Below are 22,838 nucleotides of genomic sequence, written 5' to 3' on the forward strand. Positions count from 1 at the left end.
ACATTAGTTTTTATAGTGTATTATTAAAGCGCCGAAAACATTTTATTCATTTAGATTATTGGAGAATTATTATGGTTATAAAAAATGTAAATCTTGAGACAGTGTGCGGAATCACCAGTACTCTTCCTGACAATATCCATCCTGAATTTGCCTTTGCAGGTAAGAGTAATGTTGGTAAGAGCTCACTTATAAACGGGATCATGAACCGCAAGAACTATGCCAGAACTTCCCAGGAGCCAGGCAAGACTCAGACCATCAATTACTACAACATAAATGATGAGTTCTATCTTGTGGATCTTCCAGGATATGGCTTTGCAAGAGTCCCTGAGAAGGTCAAGGAGCAGTGGGGCAAGATGATTGAGAACTACCTTCACACTTCCAAGCAGCTCCTTAGAGTATTTCTTTTAATAGATATAAGGCACGAGCCTTCAGCCAATGATGTTCAGATGTACAAATGGATTGTTCATCAGGGCTTCCAGCCAGTCATCATAGCTACTAAATCTGACAAGATCAAAAAGTCCCAGCATGAGAAGCACCTTAACATGCTCAGAAACACCCTTGGACTTCCAGATGAGATCAAGATTTTCCCTTACTCAGCCCTGTCCAAAGAGGGCCGTCAGGAAATATATGATTTCATGGATGAGCTTCTTGCTGAGGCAGCAAACACACCAGAAGCCTGACAGTTTTTTACAAACAAAAATTCGCATAATCTTATAGTGTAAAAATGAAAAAAGCAATTGGTTTGAGGTACATCCTCATTCCAATTGCTTTTTATTTATAATCATTTACTTATCTTATTTAGCTTGCTTAAGCTTCTTCTGATCCTTGTGAACAAGAAGTGGCTGGCTGGTTCCATCAACTGATGCATCTGTGATAACGCACTCGCTGATAGTCTCATCTGATGGAATCTCATACATAACATCCATCATAGTCTTCTCCATGATAGAACGGAGTCCTCTAGCTCCAGTCTCTCTCTCATAAGCCATCTGAGCTATCTTATGAACAGCCTCATCCTCGAATGTAAGCTTAACATCATCAAAATCAAAGAGCTTCTGATACTGCTTAACAAGAGCATTCTTGGGCTCTGTAAGGATTCTCATAAGAGCTTCCTTGGAAAGACCTTCAAGAGTAACTGTAATAGGCACACGTCCTACAAACTCTGGAATAAGACCAAACTTTACAAGATCCTGAGGAGTTACCTCTTTAAGAACCTCACCGATTTCTCTCTCAGACTTATCTGCAATCTCAGCGTTAAATCCGATTGAATTGCGGTCAAGTCTTGCCTCCACGATCTTATCAAGTCCGTCAAAAGCACCACCGCAGATAAAGAGAATATTGCTGGTATCAATCTGTATAAGCTCCTGGTGAGGATGCTTACGTCCACCCTGAGGAGGAACGCTTGCCACGGTACCTTCTACAATCTTAAGAAGAGCCTGCTGAACGCCTTCACCTGAAACATCACGTGTTATAGACACATTCTCGCTCTTCTTGGTGATCTTATCGATCTCATCGATATATACGATTCCGTACTGAGCTCTCTCGATATCATAATCTGCATTCTGGATAAGCTTAAGGAGAATATTCTCAACGTCCTCACCTACATATCCAGCCTCTGTAAGAGTAGTAGCATCTGCAATAGCAAATGGCACATTGATGATCTTGGCAAGAGTCTGTGCAAGATATGTCTTACCAGATCCTGTTGGTCCGATCATAATGATGTTACTCTTCTGAAGTTCAACATCATTCTTGTCTTCATTCTTGGGAGCAAGAACTCTCTTGTAATGATTGTAAACAGATACAGCCAAAACCTTTTTAGCTTCGTCCTGTCCGATTACATATTCATCAAGGAAGTTCCTGATCTCTACAGGCTTGAGGAGGTTGATCTGCTGGTCTCTGCCTGTAACAGGCTCATCCTCAAATTCTTCCTCAATAATATCTGCACAAATGTCTACGCACTCGTCACAAATGTAAACCCCTGCAGGTCCTGCTATTAACTTTTTAACCTGATCCTGTGTCTTGTTACAAAAAGAGCACCTGATCTCACCGGAATTCTTTCCTGCCATTATTAGTCCTCATTTCTAATATAAAATGCCTTCTTAATTACTTCTTGTCATCCTTCTCAGATGGACGATTCTCAATGATTGAATCGATAAGGCCATAATCAAGAGCCTCCTGAGCTGAAAGCCAGTTATCTCTCTCAGTATCAGCAGCTACCTGCTCATATGTCTTGCCACAGTTTGCAGCAAGCATTCTGTTCATCTTCTCTTTAGTCTTGAGAATGTGCTTGGCAGCAATCTCAATCTCTGTAGCCTGGCCCTGTGTTCCACCAAGTGGCTGATGGATCATAACTTCTGCATTAGGAAGAGCCATTCTCTTACCCTTAGCGCCGCCTGCAAGAAGGAAAGCACCCATGCTGGCAGCCATTCCGATACAGATTGTGCTAACATCACACTTGATGTAGTTCATAGTATCGTAAATAGCCATACCGGAAGAAATCTCTCCTCCAGGGCTGTTGATGTACATGTGGATATCCTTGTTAGGATCTTCCGCCTCAAGGAAAAGGAGCTGAGCCACAATTGTGCTGGCTGAAGCTGCATTAACCTCTTCTCCCAAAAATACAATTCTTTCTTTTAAAAGTCTGGAGTAGATATCATAGGATCTCTCTCCACGGCTTGTCTGTTCAATGACGTAAGGTATTAAACTCATATCTGTCTTCCTTTCATCTTACTGTAATGGCAAATGCAAATGCACATACTATTTACATTATAATTTAATTATTGATTTTTTTAAAGTCTTTAGCACTTACGAGCAATACTACGCTACAATTAGATTTTATGCAACCTTTATTTTATAAAAAAACTATGAAAAGCGCGAGGACGTATGACCATCCTCGCGCCTTATATATTCATTGCGTCAAAAGATATGAATTAAGCCTCTTCTTCTGTCTTCTTCTTTCTAGTTGTTCTCTTAGGCTTCTCTTCAGCTGTAGCATCATCTGCAGCCTTCTTAGTTGTCTTTCTTGTTGTTGTCTTCTTAGCTGGCTTCTCCTCAGCGTCCTTGTCAGCTGCTGCCTTCTTGGTAGTAGTCTTCTTGGCTGCTGCCTTCTTGGCACCTTCCTTAACATTCTCTACAAGGAAATCAGCTGCCTTCTGAACTGTGAGATCCTCACGCATTGTCTTAAGCTCGCCTTCACCCATAAGACCCTTAAGCTTATCTGCGTCCATCTTGTACTGCTCAGCCATTTTAGCAAGCTCTGCCTCGAAATCATCATCAGAAACTGTGATCTTCTCAGCCTCTGCAACTGCCTCAAGAACAAGTCTAGCCTGAATTCTCTCGATAGCCTGAGGTCTAACCTGCTCAAGCATCTTGTCAACTGTGTTGCCTGTGTACTGCATGTACTGATCGAAGTTCATGCCCTGCATCTGAAGTCTCTGTGCAAAGTCATTAACGATCTGTCTCTGCTGAGTCTCGATCATAGCCTCAGGAAGCTCCATCTCTGAATCTTCTATAACAGCCTTAACTACGAGATCCTCTCTGTTAGCCTTCTCAGAAGCTGTCTTGCGCTCTACGAGCTTGTTCTTAACATCTTCCTTGTACTCAGCAAGTGTATCGAAATCAGATACATCTGAAGCGAACTCATCATTGAGCTCTGGAAGCTCCTTAGCCTTGATAGCCTTAACTGTGCACTTGAAAGTAGCAGCCTTACCAGCAAGATCCTCTGCCTGGTAATCCTCAGGGAATGTTACGTTAACATCGCCTTCCTTGCCAATTTCAAATCCGATAAGCTGCTCCTCGAATCCAGGAATGAATGAACCTGAACCGATTGTAAGAGGATAATCTGTTCCCTTACCGCCCTGGAAAGCAACTCCATCTACAAATCCTTCAAAATCAAGAGTTACGATATCGTTGTTCTCAACTGCTCTATCTGTAACATCGATTGTTCTAGCGTTAGTGTTGCGCTGCTTGTCGATCTCAGCATCAACTTCCTCGTCTGTAACTTCTACGTCCATCTTAGGAACTTCTACACCCTTATATTTTCCGAGCTTAACTGGTGGCTTAAGAGCTACCTCAGCTGTAAAGATGAAGTCCTTACCAGCCTCAAGCTGCTCAACGTCGATCTTAGGTGAAGATACAACGCTCTCGCCGCACTCTTCTACTGCCTTAGGATACTCTTCCTCGATGAGCTCGTTAGCTGCATCTTCGTAGAATACTCCCTTGCCATACATCTGCTCGATCATCTTACGAGGAGCCTTACCCTTACGGAATCCAGGAAGCTGGATCTTGTTCTTATTCTTCTCATATGCCTTCTGCAAAGCCTTCTCAAGCTGATCTGCAGAAACTGTGATTTTAAGCTTAGCCATGCTCTTCTCGAGCTTCTCTACTGTTACGCTCATGTTACTATTGTTTCCTCCTAAAAAAGTCTACGCCCTTTTGGGCACAATCGGTTTACATCATATCATAATATTGTTTTTCATTCAACAAAAATGTTACGATATCTTCATATTATTTCTGAGATATCGTAACATCTTAAATATCTATCATTATATTTCTACCGTAAATTATTAAAAATCTGTCATCCTACTGACTTTACTGCCTTAAGCGCTGCCTTAACATTTGGATCCTGTGACATTCTGATGGCATCTATTGCGCACTGATAAATCTGCACCATCTGCTGAGCCTGAAGAGATGTATTTCTACTGTATTTCTCTTTCATCCCCATAAAATATGTCATTGCCTGATTAGCAACATTCTGAGAAACGTTGTGCTCCTTACAATATAGAGTTCCTGTCTTGGCATTGTATCTTGACTTGGTTGTGCCATTTCCCACACTAGTTCCAACTTTTCCAGCCCCCATTGAAGCCGCAAGCTGATTTATAAGCTCTGCCCTGTTACTCATTTATTATGTCCTGCCCTTCATATCTTTCATTCATTTTCTTCTAAATTATTCGCAGGGATATTTATACTACAGGAAAAGAGTGAAATAAACCCAATACACAAAATCTATACATTTATCTATGAGTAGCACAAAAAATATTTAAGGCAACTTTTTCTATTGTTTATTATTAACAAAATTCCGTGAAATTATAATTCTAAAATAGCAGCAACTATTGAAATAAAATATTCATACCTTCTCAATGCTCATCTGAGAATTACTATATTTCCTGTTGCCAGTCACATCCTCGTCAAACCAAGCTGCAGGATGATAGTTTCTGGCTGCCTCCTCAGAAGGAAACTCAACCTCAGCAAGGATTCTTCCCTCAAAAGGCGCCTTAAAAACATCAAGCTCTATCTTGATCTCGCCCTTCTTTATCTGTTCCTTTAAATCTGGATCAGCTTCCAGATATTCCGCAGAAAACGCATCCTCATTTAAAGGGATCAGATATCTCTTTTTCCTGATAAAATTTCCATCAGCCTTTGAAACCATATGCTCATAGCTTGCCTTATCAAGTGGCATATTGTACTCAACCTGGCCAATATTCTCACTCTTTTTATCAGCAAAAGAGCTGTCTGGAGTCCCTTTATACGTCATATAGTAAATATCATCCTGGCGTCTTACCCTAATCGCAGGATGCACATTAAGATACCCCTGCTCAATCTCATGAAATGGATATTTGTCCAGGTCAAAAGATATCTCTTTTACCGTAAATTTCTTCTCAATTTCAATTCCCATACTAGTCCTCAAAAATAGGGAGTGATCCTATCACTCCCTACACTTATCATCAGAAAGTTACAACCTCTGGATCACTTGTAAATGAACTGAAAGTTGCTGTCGCATTTTTGAGATAGAACACCTCTGTATTTCCATCGTCAGCCTTGTACATACCCTGAAGTGAAGGATATGCATCCAGCATAGACTGTCTTGCCTCTATTCTGTCATCCTCTACAAGCTCAGCAGCTACCCTGAGCCACTGTCCATTCATAAATGCACAGATCTCAGCCTTTGGATTAGCGTGAAGCTGCTTGGATACATTCTTGACCTTACCAGTCTGGATATAGAGCTTACCCTCAAAAATGTGCGCAGTGCCAAAAGGTCTTACCCTCGGCTGATCTCCCTCTACTGTTGCAAGATAATAAGTTCCTGCATCCTTCAAAAACTTTGCTACTCGTTCCATGTCGTCACCTCCTATAATTTACTCAGATACCTTAATTTTACTTTATTGTGCTAAATCGTCAATCCATCTCTATTAAGTAATCCTATATTGTCGGCCCACTCTCCATACGATGTTTTTATACCCCAAAAATCCAGTTTTTTTCTACCATTAGCCATACATCCAGCGCTAGTAAAGGTGACAATTAAAACCAAAAGTAAAATGCTTATTCTTTTCATTTAACCCTCACTAGATGCATGTCATCCGCAAACTTATATATTTCTACATTTGGTGCATATTCCAACACATAATCCGCACTAGCATCTATCCATTTTTCTTCTGTGCTATAGTCAAGTACAACCTTCTCTATTCCATTAAAATGCTTTAATATTTCATATTTTTCTTTTGTTGGACCTGCCCCCTCATCGCATAGTATCACTACAGGAATATTATAATTAACTGGATAATCAGCTATTTCATATTCTCCTCCAATAATTTTGATAGAAATATATTTAATCTCAGCATTATTACTCATACCCAAGTCTTCAGACAAAAACTGATACCCATATCTGCTATCCCCATCTGAAAAAAAGAAAAGATTTTCTACTCCTGCAGTGTCAACAGTATGCATTTCTATCTTAATTTCGTCGTTAAAGTACTCGGGATTGTTTAATACAAAATCATTATGTTTATCTATCAAATCGCTTAGTTCCTTGTATCCTTCCGTTTCCTTTCCATCTATAGTATACAAAGAAACTTCTATTCTTCCTTCCGCGTCTTCCAGATAATTATCTAATGCAACTGCTTTATTTTCAAAAAGGCCTGTCGTCTCAATCCAGTCCCCATATTTAGAATCAACGCTTTTCTTTGACAATGCCCTTCTTCCATCCGCACAGCCACATAGAACAGTTGTAATAATCAAAAAGACAATGATATTTACTTTTATTCTCATAGTTTTCCCCTATCAGCAGTACCATTAATCCATCAATGTCCATTGTCCATCTGATGCCCTTTTATAGACCTCTACATCAGGCGCAAAATGTAATACCTTTTCCTTGCTTTCTTCAAAACCTGCATCATCATCTTTATATTCTAGCAATACCTTTTCTATTCCAGCAAAATGGTTTAAAACCTCATAGCAGTTCTCCGAATGGCATGCTCCTTGATAATACCAGAGCAATACAACTGGGATATCATAGATTACATTATTATCTGCTATTTTCCTATATCCATATTCATCCTTCATGTTTATAGCAGCATACTTGATCTTCATATCATCCTTGGTATCATCTAGTCCATTTACCTGCAATCCATACGTACTTGCGTCCTCTCTGGAAAAGAAATACACTCCCCTACCGGTTCCGCCTTCATAGTCCCTTAACCAAATGTAGGTGCCCGGATTAAAATACGATGGATTATCTTCGACAAATTTATTATGCCTATCAATTAACTCGCTGAGCTCTTTATAGCCCAGTTCATCTTCATCCTCGCTATAAAAGACAATCTCAATTAGACCATTTTCTCTCTCAGCATAAGTGTCAATCTTTAGTTTCTCCCCATTAAACAGCCCTATTGCTTGCGCCCACTCGTTATATGATGTCTTTGCATTAAATGAATTGACATTCCTTCTACCATTCATGCAACCTGTAAAAATAATCGTCACGAGTAATACCATAAAAATTAGTGCTATATATTTTTTCATATTTCCCCCTAATATCAATAAATATACCATTTCCCGCTTATTCAAACAATGAATTAAATCTATTACTATGGTACAATATTCACAAAACAATTACTGCATAGAATGTATCTTTTTGGAGGAAATTATGGCAAAGACAGCTATTTTTTTAGCAGATGGATTTGAAGAAATTGAAGCACTAACTGTAGTGGATTTATTGAGGCGCGCCGGAATCGAGATTACGACTGCTTCCATAATGGGAAGAAAGGAAGTAACCGGCTCTCACAAGATCACCGTTATCGCTGATACACTTTTTGAGGATGTGGATTTTGATTCCCTTGATATGCTGATCCTTCCAGGTGGTCAGCCAGGAACAACAAATCTCGGCAACTGCCAGCCGCTTAAGATCAAGATTAAAGAGTTTGATGCTACAGATAAGATGCTGTGCGCAATCTGCGCAGCACCAACAGTCTATGGCAAGATGGGCCTTCTTAATGGCAAAAAAGCCTGCTGCTACCCAGGCTGCGAAGTAGACCTTCAGGGCGCCGACGTACAAACTTCAGAAGTAACCAAGGATGGCCACTTCATCACAAGCCGCGGCATGGGAACCGCAATCCCCTTCGGACTTGCTATCATTGAGCACTTCCAGGGCGAAACTGCCGCCCGCGAAATGGCAGCCAAAATCGTCTACAAATAATTCACTGTGCATTGGCATTCCCCGCCACAGAGTATGAGAGCGATATTCATGAAAGTACTTTTTCGTCTGTGTAAGGAGGCGATATTCATGAGGCTTCTGGAGTGGCATAAGAATTCTGTTTCGGTTCAACATGTCTGAGCGCCAATGGGCAGCTTTTTACTCGCGCCAGTTCCCGTAGTGCTCGTCACTGACAAATGCAGATTTTCTTAGATGTTTCCGCAGTTTTTCTTCTAATGCGCATGCTGCAGCTGAAACTTGCAGGACGGGGAGAAATATTTCAATAGAAAATGCCATAGCCCGCGATGCGGGCATTTACAAGAAAAGCTACATCAATCTCTCAAGTAAACTTGGAGATGTTGATGTAGCTTTTCTTTATGGCGCGGTGCGCCAAATGGCATTTTCTTATATATAAGATTATTATCCGTCCTGCTTCAGACAACGCTTCGCATGCGCGGGAAAAACTGCCATGGAAACATTAGAAAATCGCATTTGCCAGAAAAGACTCGCATAGGAAACTGGTCGACTCGCAAGCGCTGCCCTGGCGCGAGTTTTGAACCGTAGAATTCTTATGCTACTTCCAGAAGCCAATGAATATCCGAACTGAAGCCGACGAAAAAGACTTTCTGAATGAGCGTTATTTACTCTGTGGCGGGGAATGCCCGCACAGGCCTGAATCATTTCAGCTGCTGGCGTCTTTGTCTGCGGACACGGTTGATGTGGCGCTCGAAGTCTCCACTTTTAAGGAGCTGTGCTATGACGTATTGGTCGAATATAGGTACTGTGCAGGAGTAGAAGCCCAGTTTTTCGTTGAAGAGTTCCACCATGCTCTCTGGCAATACCATGTAGCCAATACGCATGGAAGGCGCTATTGTTCGTGAAAAAGTATTGATATAGACTACGTCAGCCTCCGGATTCATGGAAAACAGCGGCTGCTCAGCCTTTCTGGAAACAGTAAGCTCTGACTCGTAGTTGTCTTCAATAAGAACTCCGTTTCTTAATTTGGCCCACTTTATGTACTCAAGTTTCTTGGAAATACTGGCTGTAACTCCACTTGGATAGCTGTTAAAGGGTGTGACATGCAGTATCTGTGCCTTTGTTTTTAAAAGAGCATCTGAAGATATTCCCTCATTTGTCATACCCAGCCTGTCAATCTTGGCGCCAAGCGCATTGTAAACATCATATATCTTTTTGTAGGAAGGATCTTCTATAGCATAAACTCTGTCGGTTCCAAGAAGCTGAACAATAAGGCCATAGAGATATTCTGCTCCTGAACCTATGATGACCTGAGATGGCTCAACCATGATGCCTCTGCTTCTTGCAAGATAATGGCACAGTTCCTGCCTAAGCTCTGTGCAGCCATGGTTTGGAGATTTGATCAATATTTTCTCCCCGTAGTCCAACATTACCTTTCTCATAGTCTTGGTCAGAACAGAAAATGGAAAATCACCTATACTTCTTATCTGTCTCTGATCAGAACCCTTATTCAAATTGTTCTCGCTTCTAAATCTGTTAGACCGGGCATCACCTAGGAAATCCTCACCTCTATAGGTGACAATGACACCACTTCGCTCCCTGCTCTCAACATAGCCCTCTTCATTTAAAAGGGTCAGTGCATGCTCGACAGTTATGACGCTGATTCCTGTTTCCTCGGCAATAACGCGTTTTGAAGGAAGTTTACTTCCGTACTCATAAATTCCTCCAACAATATCATTAACCAGGAGCTTATAAAGCTGAATATACGCAGGTTCCGATATATTTTTTTCAATTTTGTAGTTCATCTGGTTATACCTTTTTTGCTAAAAAGAAAATTCCTATATATCCAGATTTATGATAACCTTCTGAAATATATAAGTAAAGGACAAACATCGCTGCCTGTCCTTTCATAGTCCTCATGTGAAATGTCTGATCCTGAGTTCAATACCAGTTTCTTCTGAGAGTCGCCTGCACTTTTCTATATCCTCCTTAGGCAAAACGTCAACTATAGACCATTTGACCTGACCAATGCTATCTTTTGCCTTCCTGGCAAAATCCACCATTTTGTCAAAAGCATTTTCCACCTGAGGTCTTGTTACCTTCTCATAAGCAGCACTATCCGGCGCGTTAAGGCTTATAGAAATGCTATCTACTACGCTTGCCAGCTCCGGGACAATATTTCTGCCATTTTCCTCATTACCAAGACCATTTGTATTAAGTCTGACCTTCAGCCCCTTCTCCTCTTTAGCAATCTTGGCTGCGGCTAGCAAAATATCTAAAGCGCAGGTAGGTTCGCCATAGCCACAGAACACAAGCTCATTATAGCCTGTAAAATCGTATTCCCTTATGGTTTTTAATACTTCTTCTTTGGAAGGATTCTGCTGATGCCAAAGAGTGTCTGCATTTCCAATACCATCCTTTAAAAAGCGAATACAGAAGGTACATCTGCAATTGCATTTATTTGTTATGTTTGCGTAAACTGAATCTTTGTAAGTATATATTATGTCTGCCACGTTTTTATCCCCTTTCCCCAAATTACTGAAACTGAAAAACTCTCTTTTTTATTCCAACACCGTCAAATGCACTTGCTATCAGATAAAAGAACAATGCACTTCCTCCAGACTGAATGAAGCTCCCTGAAAAGGCTGCGAATATGGCTGTTTCTGTGCCAAACATTATTTTTTCTGCTACAAAATAACCTGTAGCAGAGATAAAAAAAGAAATAACAGGAGCCACCAGATTTCGCTTAGATATTAAAGTACTCTTTTGGCTTGAAAACGGAAGCACGATCAGCATTTTGATGATAACTGTAGGAATTACCCACATTGGAGCGGTTAAAAGATCTGAAATCCCGCCTCCCAGGGCTCCAACCATAAGAGCATATGGTGTTGGCAAAAGAGCTGCTGCCAAATAGATGATTGAATCACCGAAATGAATATAACCGCCATTTAATCCAAACGGAATATGAAAAATATAGGCTGTAAACAATACAGTCATGGCTATCAATAGTCCTGTAAAAGAAAGCTTTTTTGTTCTGGAATTTACTTTTTCATTCATACTCTCACCTCTCCCATCCCTTTTTTAACTGTAATTCATAGTCAACGCCATAGTTTCTATCCTTATCCTCAGTATTAACTATGGATTCACTAATAAAATCCGCTGTTTTAGAAGCTGCGTCCACTAGCGTTTCTCCATTTAACAGATTCCCCATTAGAGCTGCCGCAAAAAGATCTCCTGTCCCTGAATAGCTGAGTCCATTGTATTTACTGTGAATAACCTCTGCTCCACCTGGATGTATTGCTATGTTACAAAGCTCACCCTTTTCAAGGATCACACCTGTCACAACTATTTTCTGCTTTTCGTTAGCCTTTGCCTTTTTGGCAATTTCCAGAATGCGGTCAACATTATTGGGCAACTCAGTTGGGTCTTCTCCTGCCAGTATGCATAGTTCAGTCAGATTTGGAGTGATAACATCTGCTTTCCTTACAAGTTTCTGTATTCCTAAACGCATTGAATCTGTGTAATTTGCATAGCATTGTCCACCATCGCCCATTACTGGATCCACCAAAAGAACTGTATTCTTTTGATTAAAGGCATTTGCAAAATCAATAATCTGATCAATCTGGTTCTCATGGGGTATATAACCTGTGATGATACCATCAAACTTCGTTCCCATCCTGGACCATTCTATTCTGCAGTGTTCCACCATATCTTTCAGATCCTGCTGGTAATAAGATGGAAAGCCAGTCTGAGCAGTAAGCACTGCCGTTGGAACAGGACAAACCTCAATTCCCATGGATGATAGAACTGAAATATCCGCTATAAGAGAACATTTTCCGAATCCTGAAAGGTCATTTATCGCAGCAACTCTTTTCATGTAATTATCACCTCTCTGCAAGCATTTTGTTTAATTTAAAAGCAAATATACAATATTTCTGGTACTATAAATATATTCAGTTTTAAGGCTTTTTATATGACCAGTTTGTTAGTATTATGTTTTCCCCCAAAAAGATAGTTCATAAGCGGAAAAAAGCCGCCTGATTTCCTTCTCAAAAGGTAACCAGACGGCTCTTATATATTTATATTATTATTTTATACTTCTTGTAGATTCTGCCACAACAAGCTCTCCAGGGAAAATTATATGCTTATGGCCTCTCTTTTCCTCTATGAGATCAAATATCAGGCGCATGGTCTCCTCTGAAATATCAGATAATGGCTGCTTGATCGTGGTAAGCCTTGGCACTGTAAATGAAGCCAGATCCTGTCCGTCGAATCCCGCAACAGAAACATCTTCTGGAACTCTTATTCCTGCATCAGCAAGAGCTCTGAGAGCGCCTACTGCCAAAACGTCTGATACGCAGAAAAGAGCTGTAAATTCTGCCCCGGAATCAATAAGTGCCTTAGTGGTCTCATATCCGTTCTGCATAGCATAAATCCTACGGTCTACATATTTGACTAGCTTTTCATCAAGCTTTATCCCATGCTTATTAAGGGCATCTCTATACCCATCATAACGTAAACTAACAACAGATGGCTGGTCATTACCCTCTGTCAGGATAGCAATCTTCTTGTGTCCAAGACCTATCAGGTATTCAACCATCTTACGGCTCTCTACCTCATCGTCTACAGATACAGTAGAATATGCATTTCTTCCAAGGTCATCAGAAATGTCAGACCCTATTGTAGCAAATATTACAGGCACATTGAGCTGTCTTAGCTTATCTGCCTCATGCTTGGAGCTACCGCCCAAAAAGATAATGCCACGGAGCCTTTTTTCTTTTTCCAATTCAAGAGCAACATTCACCTCGTTCTCATAGGCTTCAACATGCCTGAGCACAAGAGCATAGCCCTTCTTTTCAGTCTCCTGCTCAATCTTCTCGATGATAGGTGTAAAGAAGGGGTTTGTAATACCCTTTACCAGAACACCTATGCACTTAGCATCAGTTCTCTTAAGATTTCTGGCACTGTTATTTGGAATATATCCAGTTTCCTTTATTACATCCATTATTCGCTGCTTGGTCTCAGGATTTATATCAGAGTGGTTGTTGATTGCTCTTGATACAGTGCTGACACCTACTCCGCAGCGCTTTGCGATTTCTCTAATTGTTATTTCTGCCATAAATTCTTGCGTAATCCCTCATCTTCTCGCACAGTTCTTTTGAAAGTGCGTTCTTGTCCATTCTCCATACCCAGTTTCCGCCAAGGGTTGATGGGGTATTTATCCTGGCTGACATAGGAAGCTCAAGGTAATCCTGCATAGGAATGATTGCTGTGTCAGACACGCTGGCAAAGGCAGCTCTGATAGTAGCCCAAACAGCGTCCTTGTTGTAATGGATTCCAAGGTATTCCTTGCAGAATTTCTTGTCCTGTCTTGGAAGATGATCAAACCAGCCTCTTGTAGTCTCATTGTCGTGAGTTCCAGTATACACAATACAGTTCTTGGTATAGTTGTGAGGCAGATAATCGCTCTCTTCCCTTGAGTCAAAAGCAAACTGCAGGATTTTCATACCAGGGAAACCAGTTCTCTTAACAAGCTTTATTACTGAAGGTGTCAGATATCCAAGATCTTCTGCAATAACCTTCTTTTCCCCAAGTTCCTTCTTCATGGTTTCAAAGAGCTCGTATCCAGGGCCCTTTCTCCACTCGCCAATCTCGGCTGTTGGATTGCCATAAGGAATTGCATAATACTCATCAAAGCCTCTGAAATGGTCTATTCTGACCACATCATAAAGTTTGTAACAGTGAGCAATTCTCTTCATCCACCATTTATAGCCAGTCTTCTTGTGATAGTCCCATCTGTAAAGAGGATTGCCCCAAAGCTGACCTGTAGCACTAAAGGCATCAGGCGGGCATCCTGCCACATCGATAGGAGTGTTCTTTTTATCCAGCTGGAACAATTCCGGATTAGCCCAGGTATCAGCACTGTCAAAGGCCACATAGATCGGTATATCTCCTATGATCTCGATGCCTTTATCATTGGCATAAGCCTTAAGATCTGTCCACTGCTTAAGGAAAAGATACTGAAGGAATGAGTAAAACTCAACTTCCTCATCATACTTTTCAAAAGCAGCCTTCATTGCTGAAGCCTTTCTAAGCCTTATATCCTCATCCCATGTATTCCAGGCTCTTCCACCGTTGGCGTTTTTAAGAGCCATAAAAAGAGAATAGTCCCTTAGCCAATCATTATCCTTGTTCTTCTTAAAAGAGTCAAACTCTTTTCTGATCTCTTTGGAATTCTTTGCCTTATCTATGTTGTCGAAGGCCTTTTTAAGAAGTTTGAATCTATTGCGATAGAGCTTCTCGTAATCGATTTTCTCAGCATTGTCGCCAAAATCGTAGCTCTCTGCATCCTTTTTGGTCAAAAGACCTTCCTCTATAAGCTTCTCAATATCTATAAAATAAGGGTTTCCTGCAAATGTTGAAAAAGACTGATATGGTGAATCACCATAACTTGTAGGACCTAGTGGCAGTATCTGCCAGTAGCTCTGCCCTGCCTCCTTCAAAAAGTCAACAAACTCATATGCCTCCTTGGAAAAAGATCCTATTCCATACTCTGAAGCCAGTGAAAAAATAGGAAGAAGAACACCACATGCCCTTGTCTGCTTTTTATTACTCTTTGCCATTACTTGACCCTCTCAATCCGCAAAAAACCTGCACATTAACTATTATAATACCACTTTCCGGAAATTTTTGCTCGTTACCGGTAACGTTTCCATATATATACTTTACCACCATTATCGCTCTACCGCAACTACTAAATTACGTTAAAAATGCTTGAAACTGCGTATTGCTTAGCTAGACGCCACCTATAAAAAATTGATAAATAACGGTAAACCGTTTGAAGTGACATGACAAAAATGCTATATTTATAATAGACTGGTGTGGTCAATTACGACTTTTTAGGCGGGCTAGAATATGAATGAGAAATTTTTTGAACTAAAAAAAGAAAAGCAGGACAGGATGATAAACGCGGCACTTAAGGTCTTTTCTGAATACGGTTACTATCATGCCAGTACCGATGAGATAGTAAAAAACGCTGAGATCAGCAAGGGACTCTTGTTTCACTATTTTGGAAGCAAGATTGGTATATACGCTTTTTTGTACGACTATGCCACAAGGTTCGTAACTCTGGAGCTTACAGCCAATGTGGAAAAAAATGAAAATGGCTATTTTGAGCTGTATCACCAGATTTTATCTGCCAAAGTGGCAGCCATGTCTCAGTATCCATACATTTTCCTCTACCTTAATAAGGCTGATGAGGAAAAACATCCAGAAGCTGTCGCAGAGATCAGCGAGCGAAGAGAAAAATATCAAAGGATCATGGAGGCCCTAAGAGAAAGAGCAGATATAACCCAGTTCGCTCCTTTTGTTGATTACAATAAAGTTGGCGAGATCCTTGATTTTACAATAAACGGACTTATGGTAAAAAGAATCAAAAGTGCAAGTTTCCGTTCCGACTTATTTTTGCAGGAAGCTGAAGAATATATAGATATGATAAAAGCCATGTCTCTTATGGAACGATAAAACCATAAAACTGGTTCAAATATGCAGAATATCTCAATAATGAGGAGGCAAAAGCATGAGCAAGTTCTTAGTAGCAGGTGTTACGCAGATTGAGACCATTGTTAGAGTTGACAAGATTCCTGTAGTCTACTCTCCTATTACCAGTGCAAGTGATTCCATTTTTACGGCTATGGGTGGCGATGCTTACAACGAATCTCTGGCTCTAAAATGGCTCGGTGACGATGTAACTTTCATGTCCATCGTAGGAAGAAATCAGGACCTTAGCCTGATCAATCCTCAGGATAGAAAGATAACTCTTTCTACCCAGTATATCATTCCTCAAATGGAGGCCACTCCAACAGAGGTTGTTCTGTATGACAAAGATCGTAAGCAGCAAATCTTTGAAGATATCAAGGATCTAAGAGAAAACGTGTATGACATGTCCATGGTTGCCCCTATCGCAGAAGCCTGCGACATGATGGTACTGGCCAACGCCAATTTCTGCAGACCATTTGCAAAAGAAGCAGCTGCCAGAAAAAAGCCTATTGCAGTCAATATCAGAACCTACAATAGGGAAAAAGAAAAATACAACACAGATTTCCTTGAGCCTGCCAAGGTTCTGTATTTTAGTGATGATAATCTGGGCGAAGACCCTTATGAATTCATCGACAGAATGGCTGGAACTTATGGAACTGATATCATTATTCTGGGCCAGGGCCGGGAAGGTCTTATCCTTTATGATAAAGCCCAGGACCTTCGTGTCCACTATAAAACAGTCAAGACCAATGAGGTTGTTAATACCATAGGTGCTGGTAATGCCCTATTCGCATGTTTCCTTCACTACTATATGGAAAACGGTGACAGCGTAAATGCGATTAAGAACGCTTTGTTATTTGCTTCCTACAAGATTGGATATATGGGAACTTCCAATGGTTTCATGACAACAGATCAGCTTGAGCAGTGGCGCAATCTTATCTGGGGCATCAAAAAAAGTGAATTTGACAGTAATTCTTAATTTTGCACTTTTATTTGTGATTAAATTGTATTAAAATTATTCTATCGCTTGATAGGAGGGTCATTTACATGTCCAAGAAAAACGGATTTGGTAAATTTATTGTATTTTGTGCTGCTGTAGGTGCTGCCGCAGCTGGAGCATATTACTATCTCTCAAAGAGAGATGAAGCTATTGCCGATGATTTTGATGATGATGATTACGAAGACTTCGAAGATTTCGAGGACGATGACGAGTATAATACTACAGAATTCAAATTTGGCAATCGCAAATATGTAGATATCAGCCCTGCTGATGATTCAGCTCTTGACGATGAACCTGAGAAGACAGCTGAAAAGTCAGAAGAATTTTTCAATGACGAGAAATAATGAATATTAATAAACCCCTATAGCCATTGGCTACAGGGGTTTTCTTTATGTTTACTACAAAACTATCACTCTGCTGGCTCGCCCTTCTTTTCAGCAATCATATCCTTTAATAAACGAGCCTTGTCCTTTATACGGCTGTTGGCAACTCTTGAAGTTAACAGCTCTGAAACCATCTTGGAAGCTACGTCAAACTGATCAGTTTCTACGGCAAGTGCAGCGATCAGGTAATCAAGTGTTGTTGAATCCATTCCTGCAATAGGGAATTCCTCAGACTGTCTCGCCATTACAAAGCCATTAAGTGCATTTGAAAGCAGCTCTTTTTCCTGAGCATCATTGGCAGCTTTCTTTTCCTCATAGCCATCCTCAGAAGGATCCATACGCCTTGTCTCACCTCTGATAACCCAGGCTGTCTTCAGACATATATAAGCTTTTTCGCTGTTCTTGGCCTTCTTGACCACTGCGTTAGCAAGAGCAAGCTGATAAATATTCCTGGCGTGTTCATAACTATAAGTAGGCTCATTGTAGTCGAGTTTCTTATAGTTCATACAGATTTTAACTCTTATATCATCAATCTGATACTTGTTAAGTGTTGCAAAATATCTTCCCAGCGCAGCATATCCACAGTGAGGGCACGCTATAACATCATACTTATTCTGGTCAACTTCGTCGTAATCAGGGCGAAGATCGATATCAACATTCTTCATCCTGACTTTACCTGTTCTTACAGTCTTAGCGTCAAATTCATCCTCGCAAACAGGACATTTGTACTTCTTGTCAAACAGATAGTCCTCTTCGTTTACAAGGGAAAGTTTCTTTTTGGGTTCTTCTTTTTTTACAGGTGCTTCCTTCTTGGAAGGATCTTCAAAAAGATTACCACCGCCAATGTTTCCAAGTCCGAGTTTTTCAAGTCCAGAAAAAATACCAGCCATAACGCAACCTCTCTTTATTAGGATTATAGTTTTGGTGACATTACTTCTTAGGAAGTACAAAAGAGCTCTTAAGTGAAACTATTCTGTTAAATACAGGTGCTCCTGGCTTGGAGTCCTTGCTGTCCACACTAAAGAATCCATTTCTTACAAACTGGAACTTGTCGTATGGAGCTGCGTTTGCAAGTTCAGGCTCAAGCTTGGCATCCTTGATAACCTTGATTGAGTTAGGGTTAAGATTCAGTGAACCATCCTCATTGTATACACCCTTCTCCTCATCAATGATGTTCTCATAAAGGCGCACTTCACATGTAGCAGCCTCCTTGGCAGATACCCAGTGGATAGTACCCTTGACCTTTCTGCCATCAGGGCTGTCTCCGCCCTTTGTAGCAGGATCATAAGTACAGTGGATCTCTGTTACCTTGCCAGTTTCATCCTTGACAAAGCTTGTGCATGTTACAAAGTAAGCGTTCATAAGTCTTACTTCATTGCCAGGGAAGAGACGGAAGTATTTCTTAGGAGGTTCCTCCATAAAGTCTTCTCTCTCAATATAAAGCTCTTTTCCAAAAGGAACCTTTCTGGATCCCATCTCTGGAACTTCCTTGTTATTCTCGATATCGAGAAGCTCTGTCTGTCCCTCTGGATAGTTGTCAATAATGAGCTTAACTGGGTCTAAGATAGCAAGCATTCTCTTAGACTTAAGCTTAAGGTCTTCTCTGATGCAGTACTCAAGCATAGCATACTCAGCTGTAGAGTTAGCCTTACTGATACCACACATATCTACAAACATCTTGATAGATTCTGGAGTAAATCCTCTTCTACGAAGAGAGGCAATAGTAACAAGTCGTGGATCATCCCATCCATCAACAATTCCATCCTCTACAAGTCTCTTGATATATCTCTTACCTGTAACTACGTTATTAAGATAAAGCTTGGCAAACTCAATCTGGCGTGGAGGGTTCTTGTACTCGCACTCTTCCTTGACCCAGTCGTAAAGAGGTCTGTGATCCTCAAATTCAAGAGTACAAAGAGAATGTGTGATTCCCTCAATAGCATCCTCAATAGGATGAGCAAAGTCGTACATAGGATAAATGCACCACTTATCGCCAGTTCTAGCATGTGTCATATGTGCAACCCTGTAAATGATAGGGTCTCTCATGTTAATGTTAGGTGAAGCCATGTCAATCTTGGCACGAAGAGTAACGCTTCCGTCCTCAAACTTGCCGTTCTTCATATCTTCAAAGAGCTTAAGATTCTCTTCTACGCTTCTATTTCTGTTAGGGTCTTCCTTACCAGGCTCTGTAAGGGTTCCTCTGTACTCACGCATCTCTTCTGCTGAAAGTTCAGATACATAAGCCTTGCCCTTTTTGATGAGCTTGATGGCATCCTCATACATCTCGTCAAAATAGTCTGATGCATGGAAGAGACGATCTTCATAATCTGCACCAAGCCACTTAACGTCCTCGATGATAGAATCCATGAATTCTGCCTTCTCCTTGGTAGGATTAGTATCATCGAATCTCATATTAAACTTGCCGCCGTATTCCTGAGCCATTCCATAGTTAAGAAGAATACTCTTGGCATGACCTATATGCAAAAATCCATTAGGTTCTGGAGGGAAACGTGTATGAACATGGTCATAAACTCCCTCTGCAAGATCCTTGTCAATTGCCTGTTCAATAAAATGTCTTGAAGGTGTATTGTCACCCTCTGCATTCTCAGATAAATTCTTAATTACTTCCTCTGCCATTACTTAATAAAACCAACCTTCTAAATAGTATAGTATAGACACACTATGATATCATAAATTATAACATAATTCTATGTTCTATTATACATTCCCTAAACTCTATGGATTGTAGACATATTTTTCTTCAAAGGCTGCTCTCCTTAGAGGTTTGTCATAATAGTAACCCTGAATATACTTAACTCCCATGCCTTTTAATGCATCCAGCTGCTGCTTGGTCTCAATACCTTCAACACAGATGTCTGCACCAATTGTCTCTCCAAGCTGCGCCATCATTCTTACGAAAGCCTGAGAATAATCGTCTGTCGCAATATCTTTTACAAAATCCTTATCCACCTTGATTATGTCAAAAGGCAGAGCTCTTATACTGCTAAGAGCGGAATACCCGGTACCAAAATCATCAAGTGCAAGCCTTACTCCAAGTGCCTTTATATCCAAAAGAGTCTGCTTGGTTCTTGCAAGATCATTTATAGCAAGTCTCTCTGTGAGTTCCAGCACCAGATTTTCTGGATTCAGGTGATTATCTTCGATGCACTTTTTTATGGTATCCACAATATCATTCTGCATGATCTGGACTACAGACAGATTAACGCTTACTGCGAACTCGCCTATTCCAGACTCATTCCACTGCCTGCAGCACTCGCAAGCCTTCTGCAGGACGTGATTTCCAATAGGATTTATAAGTCCAAGATATTCTGCAAGAGGCACAAACTCATCCGGGCTTAAAAATCCCAGTTTAGTACTGTTCCAGCGAACCAGTGCCTCTGCTCCCACATGTTTGATCTTTTTCTTACTCTTTTTATCCTGAGTAAAGGTGATTATAGGCTGGAAAAAGACTTCAAATTCCTCGCAGGCCTTACCTATAGCGTCAAACATATTCTTTTCAAGGTCCAGTCTGTGGATTGAAGAAGAATCTATATTGTCTGAATACTCAGCGATCCTGTTCTTGCCTGATTTTTTTGCCTCATACATGGCAACGTCTGACTTTCTGATAAGTTCAGATACATTATCGCCATTTTCCGGAAACTTCACGACACCCATACTCATGGTGCAGTAATAGTCGCTATCCTTGAGATACCAGGGTGTAGCAAAGGCATCCTTGATTTCCTCAAGTATCTTGTCCATCTTGCTGTAGTTCTCAGGCGGAACAATGATGACAAATTCATCTCCGCCCATTCTATAGCAGGAATTGCTGATGCCATCAATCCTGCTCATGGCATTTGAAATATCCTGAAGGAGGACATCTCCATACTGATGTCCAAGGCTATCATTGATGTGCTTGAAATCATCAAGGTCAAGGTACATAAGGGCACCTGTCCTTCCTGTCTGACGGGCTTCATCTACGTACTTGGCAAGATCCTTCTCACAGCACATTCTGTTGTACAGGCCTGTCAAAAAGTCAGTATAAGCCTGCTGCTCAATTCTCTTCTGGTAGAGCTTTTTCTCAGTAACATCGTAAATAGCGCACAGAGAAACAGGCCGGCCGTCTACCCACTTGATCCTAGTGTAATAAACGTCGTACCACTTACCTCTGGTCTTATGATTAACCTCATAGTTACCACTATGACTTCTAGATGGAATGTTAGATTCAAAGAGCTCTATAAGTTTGTTTTCAGAAAGCTCTTTGCTAAAGTTCTTTTTAAAGCTCCTATTGGCAAAGAGCAATACTCCGGTGCCAATATCTCTTACGTATATGGAACAGCCCACGTTATCAAGAACCGCTTCCAGCGAGGCAAAAGAACTAGCCAGTGAGTTAGTCTGTATTCTCTTTGTAATGATACTCTGCAGGATTCTAATGGTATCGTTAATAAATTTAACGTCATCAATAGACCAGATCCTATCCTCTCTGTTTTCTGTTAGACAGGCATAGAATCTTGGAGCGCCGTTGATAATGATGGGCATGGCAACAAGCGCCCTGATTCCCAGAATATCGAGCTGTTCTCTTTCACCGGCGTTCATCTGAGAGTCACTTGATACCACGATTGCCTTTTCATTTCCAAGGAACCAGTACACTTCCTGATCTGTAGTCTCAGTAAACATCTTGTTTACACCCTGCGCATTCCACTGAACTACAATGTCCATGAGGTTTCCGTGGTGAACTCTGCAGGTAAATCCGTTACTTATCTGTAAATATCCACAAAGCTTTGACAGGATCATGGCCATGATAGTTTCAATTCCCTCATTGCTATCAAGAAGGGAGACGATTTCAGTCATGGTCTCTGCTCTGTGGAAAGAGGAAGTCATCTCAAGTTCCTGGGCTTTGGATTCCTCACTTATAGCTACAGCCTGAGTTCTCGATGTTTCAATAGCCAAAAGAGCATTCAGAGTGGCTCTCAAAAGATCTAATACTCTATAAAATTTGTCTTCGGAAATTTGGTAAGAAAAAGAATCAATAGGCGGAACATGATAGAACTCCGCCTCATATTCTGCGTCCTTAAAAACGCCACATACAATCCAGACAGCGGCAGTATCTTTGCCACTCTTAACAGCAACAGCAGCCAGCCGGAGATTAGGCACCTCTGTGATCTCCACAGCCTGATCCTCCAGCTCGCTCTCTGATACTCTTTTGAAAATATTATGAATACGTACATCCGTTACGTATTTCTTGATAATCTCTATTTCATGGGGATTGCCGGAGAACTGGCTCATGGGACTGCCGTTTTCATCAAGGCACATGGCATAGACCCCTGACATTTCGCAGAACTTATCCTGCCAGGCCTGCATGCCCTCGGCATTTTTGAGCGCAAAATTACCAAGGGCTCCTTTCTTTTCATTTAAAGAACCCGTCTCTGTGGCTTTTTCAAGTTCCACTTTGGTAACTGTCTCCTGCATTTTCCCCCCTCAA

The 22,838-nt window shown here is 40.9% G+C and carries 22 protein-coding genes; 5 read left to right on the forward strand and 17 right to left on the reverse strand.

The features are described from left to right. Positions 1–71 precede the first annotated feature (71 nt). Positions 72–680, forward strand: a complete 609-nt coding sequence (gene yihA, locus G631_RS0107005) for a ribosome biogenesis GTP-binding protein YihA/YsxC (RefSeq protein ID WP_026488846.1) — start codon at positions 72–74, stop codon at positions 678–680. 114 nt (positions 681–794) lie between these two features. On the opposite strand, the gene clpX is transcribed toward yihA, so the two are convergent. From clpX to G631_RS0107050, 8 genes are all read right to left on the reverse strand, one after another. Continuing rightward, positions 795–2,063 carry an ATP-dependent Clp protease ATP-binding subunit ClpX gene (gene clpX / locus G631_RS0107010; RefSeq protein WP_026488847.1) on the reverse strand — a complete coding sequence of 423 codons (1,269 nt, stop codon included), beginning with the start codon at positions 2,061–2,063 and terminating at the stop codon, positions 795–797. Positions 2,064–2,100: 37 nt separating this feature from the next. After that, positions 2,101–2,706 (reverse strand): ATP-dependent Clp endopeptidase proteolytic subunit ClpP, encoded by a 606-nt coding sequence (gene clpP, locus G631_RS0107015; RefSeq protein ID WP_026488848.1) that lies wholly within the window; start codon positions 2,704–2,706, stop codon positions 2,101–2,103. Positions 2,707–2,927: 221 nt separating this feature from the next. Beyond that, a complete protein-coding gene (gene tig, locus G631_RS0107020; RefSeq protein ID WP_026488849.1) occupies positions 2,928–4,394 on the reverse strand; it encodes a trigger factor in 1,467 nt (488 codons plus the stop codon). A 179-nt stretch (positions 4,395–4,573) separates the two neighbouring features. Then, positions 4,574–4,897: a hypothetical protein gene (locus tag G631_RS0107025; protein WP_026488850.1), complete on the reverse strand. Its 324-nt coding sequence runs from the start codon at positions 4,895–4,897 to the stop codon at positions 4,574–4,576. A 225-nt stretch (positions 4,898–5,122) separates the two neighbouring features. Continuing rightward, complete coding sequence (locus tag G631_RS0107030) at positions 5,123–5,671, reverse strand: hypothetical protein (protein ID WP_051196979.1); 549 nt, start codon at positions 5,669–5,671, stop codon at positions 5,123–5,125. 49 nt (positions 5,672–5,720) lie between these two features. Then, positions 5,721–6,113, reverse strand: coding sequence for a pyridoxamine 5'-phosphate oxidase family protein (locus G631_RS0107035; protein WP_026488852.1), 393 nt, complete (start codon positions 6,111–6,113; stop codon positions 5,721–5,723). A 211-nt stretch (positions 6,114–6,324) separates the two neighbouring features. After that, positions 6,325–7,041: a hypothetical protein gene (locus G631_RS0107045; RefSeq protein ID WP_026488853.1), complete on the reverse strand. Its 717-nt coding sequence runs from the start codon at positions 7,039–7,041 to the stop codon at positions 6,325–6,327. A 24-nt stretch (positions 7,042–7,065) separates the two neighbouring features. Then, positions 7,066–7,791 carry a hypothetical protein gene (locus G631_RS0107050; protein ID WP_026488854.1) on the reverse strand — a complete coding sequence of 242 codons (726 nt, stop codon included), beginning with the start codon at positions 7,789–7,791 and terminating at the stop codon, positions 7,066–7,068. 124 nt (positions 7,792–7,915) lie between these two features. Here G631_RS0107050 and G631_RS0107055 point away from each other — a divergent pair, with 124 nt between their 5' ends. Further along, the gene (locus G631_RS0107055) at positions 7,916–8,464 is read left to right on the forward strand and encodes a DJ-1 family glyoxalase III (protein WP_026488855.1); all 549 of its coding nucleotides are present in this window, start codon (positions 7,916–7,918) and stop codon (positions 8,462–8,464) included. Between the two features lie 674 nt (positions 8,465–9,138). Here G631_RS0107055 and pdxR read toward each other — a convergent pair. From pdxR to malQ, 6 genes are all read right to left on the reverse strand, one after another. Further along, positions 9,139–10,242, reverse strand: a complete 1,104-nt coding sequence (gene pdxR, locus G631_RS0107060; RefSeq protein WP_026488856.1) for a MocR-like pyridoxine biosynthesis transcription factor PdxR — start codon at positions 10,240–10,242, stop codon at positions 9,139–9,141. 111 nt (positions 10,243–10,353) lie between these two features. After that, complete coding sequence (locus G631_RS0107070) at positions 10,354–10,950, reverse strand: TIGR04100 family radical SAM protein (RefSeq protein ID WP_026488857.1); 597 nt, start codon at positions 10,948–10,950, stop codon at positions 10,354–10,356. Positions 10,951–10,972: 22 nt separating this feature from the next. Beyond that, positions 10,973–11,494: a TIGR04002 family protein gene (locus tag G631_RS0107075; protein WP_026488858.1), complete on the reverse strand. Its 522-nt coding sequence runs from the start codon at positions 11,492–11,494 to the stop codon at positions 10,973–10,975. Between the two features lie 4 nt (positions 11,495–11,498). Next, the gene (locus G631_RS0107080) at positions 11,499–12,314 is read right to left on the reverse strand and encodes a PfkB family carbohydrate kinase (RefSeq protein ID WP_026488859.1); all 816 of its coding nucleotides are present in this window, start codon (positions 12,312–12,314) and stop codon (positions 11,499–11,501) included. 210 nt (positions 12,315–12,524) lie between these two features. After that, positions 12,525–13,556 (reverse strand): LacI family DNA-binding transcriptional regulator, encoded by a 1,032-nt coding sequence (locus tag G631_RS0107085; protein WP_026488860.1) that lies wholly within the window; start codon positions 13,554–13,556, stop codon positions 12,525–12,527. Then, the gene (gene malQ / locus G631_RS0107090; RefSeq protein ID WP_035789463.1) at positions 13,537–15,060 is read right to left on the reverse strand and encodes a 4-alpha-glucanotransferase; all 1,524 of its coding nucleotides are present in this window, start codon (positions 15,058–15,060) and stop codon (positions 13,537–13,539) included. Before malQ ends, G631_RS0107085 begins: the two co-directional genes overlap by 20 nt. Before the next feature lie 292 nt (positions 15,061–15,352). Here malQ and G631_RS0107095 point away from each other — a divergent pair, with 292 nt between their 5' ends. From G631_RS0107095 to G631_RS18400, 3 genes are all read left to right on the forward strand, one after another. Next, positions 15,353–15,961, forward strand: a complete 609-nt coding sequence (locus G631_RS0107095; RefSeq protein WP_026488862.1) for a TetR/AcrR family transcriptional regulator — start codon at positions 15,353–15,355, stop codon at positions 15,959–15,961. 55 nt (positions 15,962–16,016) lie between these two features. Continuing rightward, positions 16,017–16,955, forward strand: coding sequence for a carbohydrate kinase family protein (locus G631_RS0107100; RefSeq protein WP_026488863.1), 939 nt, complete (start codon positions 16,017–16,019; stop codon positions 16,953–16,955). Between the two features lie 68 nt (positions 16,956–17,023). After that, positions 17,024–17,320 carry a hypothetical protein gene (locus G631_RS18400; RefSeq protein ID WP_035789465.1) on the forward strand — a complete coding sequence of 99 codons (297 nt, stop codon included), beginning with the start codon at positions 17,024–17,026 and terminating at the stop codon, positions 17,318–17,320. 65 nt (positions 17,321–17,385) lie between these two features. Here G631_RS18400 and G631_RS0107110 read toward each other — a convergent pair whose 3' ends face one another. The 3 genes from G631_RS0107110 to G631_RS0107120 form a co-directional block, all read right to left on the reverse strand. Next, entirely contained in the window at positions 17,386–18,249 is an 864-nt protein-coding gene (locus G631_RS0107110; RefSeq protein ID WP_026488864.1) for a DUF2225 domain-containing protein, read from the reverse strand. A 40-nt stretch (positions 18,250–18,289) separates the two neighbouring features. Continuing rightward, positions 18,290–19,996 (reverse strand): glutamine--tRNA ligase/YqeY domain fusion protein, encoded by a 1,707-nt coding sequence (locus G631_RS0107115; protein ID WP_026488865.1) that lies wholly within the window; start codon positions 19,994–19,996, stop codon positions 18,290–18,292. Between the two features lie 99 nt (positions 19,997–20,095). Then, positions 20,096–22,825: a sensor domain-containing phosphodiesterase gene (locus tag G631_RS0107120; RefSeq protein WP_155833893.1), complete on the reverse strand. Its 2,730-nt coding sequence runs from the start codon at positions 22,823–22,825 to the stop codon at positions 20,096–20,098. Positions 22,826–22,838 lie beyond the last annotated feature (13 nt).

Origin of the sequence: Butyrivibrio sp. XBB1001, assembly GCF_000424505.1 — a bacterium.
Classification (GTDB): domain Bacteria; phylum Bacillota; class Clostridia; order Lachnospirales; family Lachnospiraceae; genus Butyrivibrio.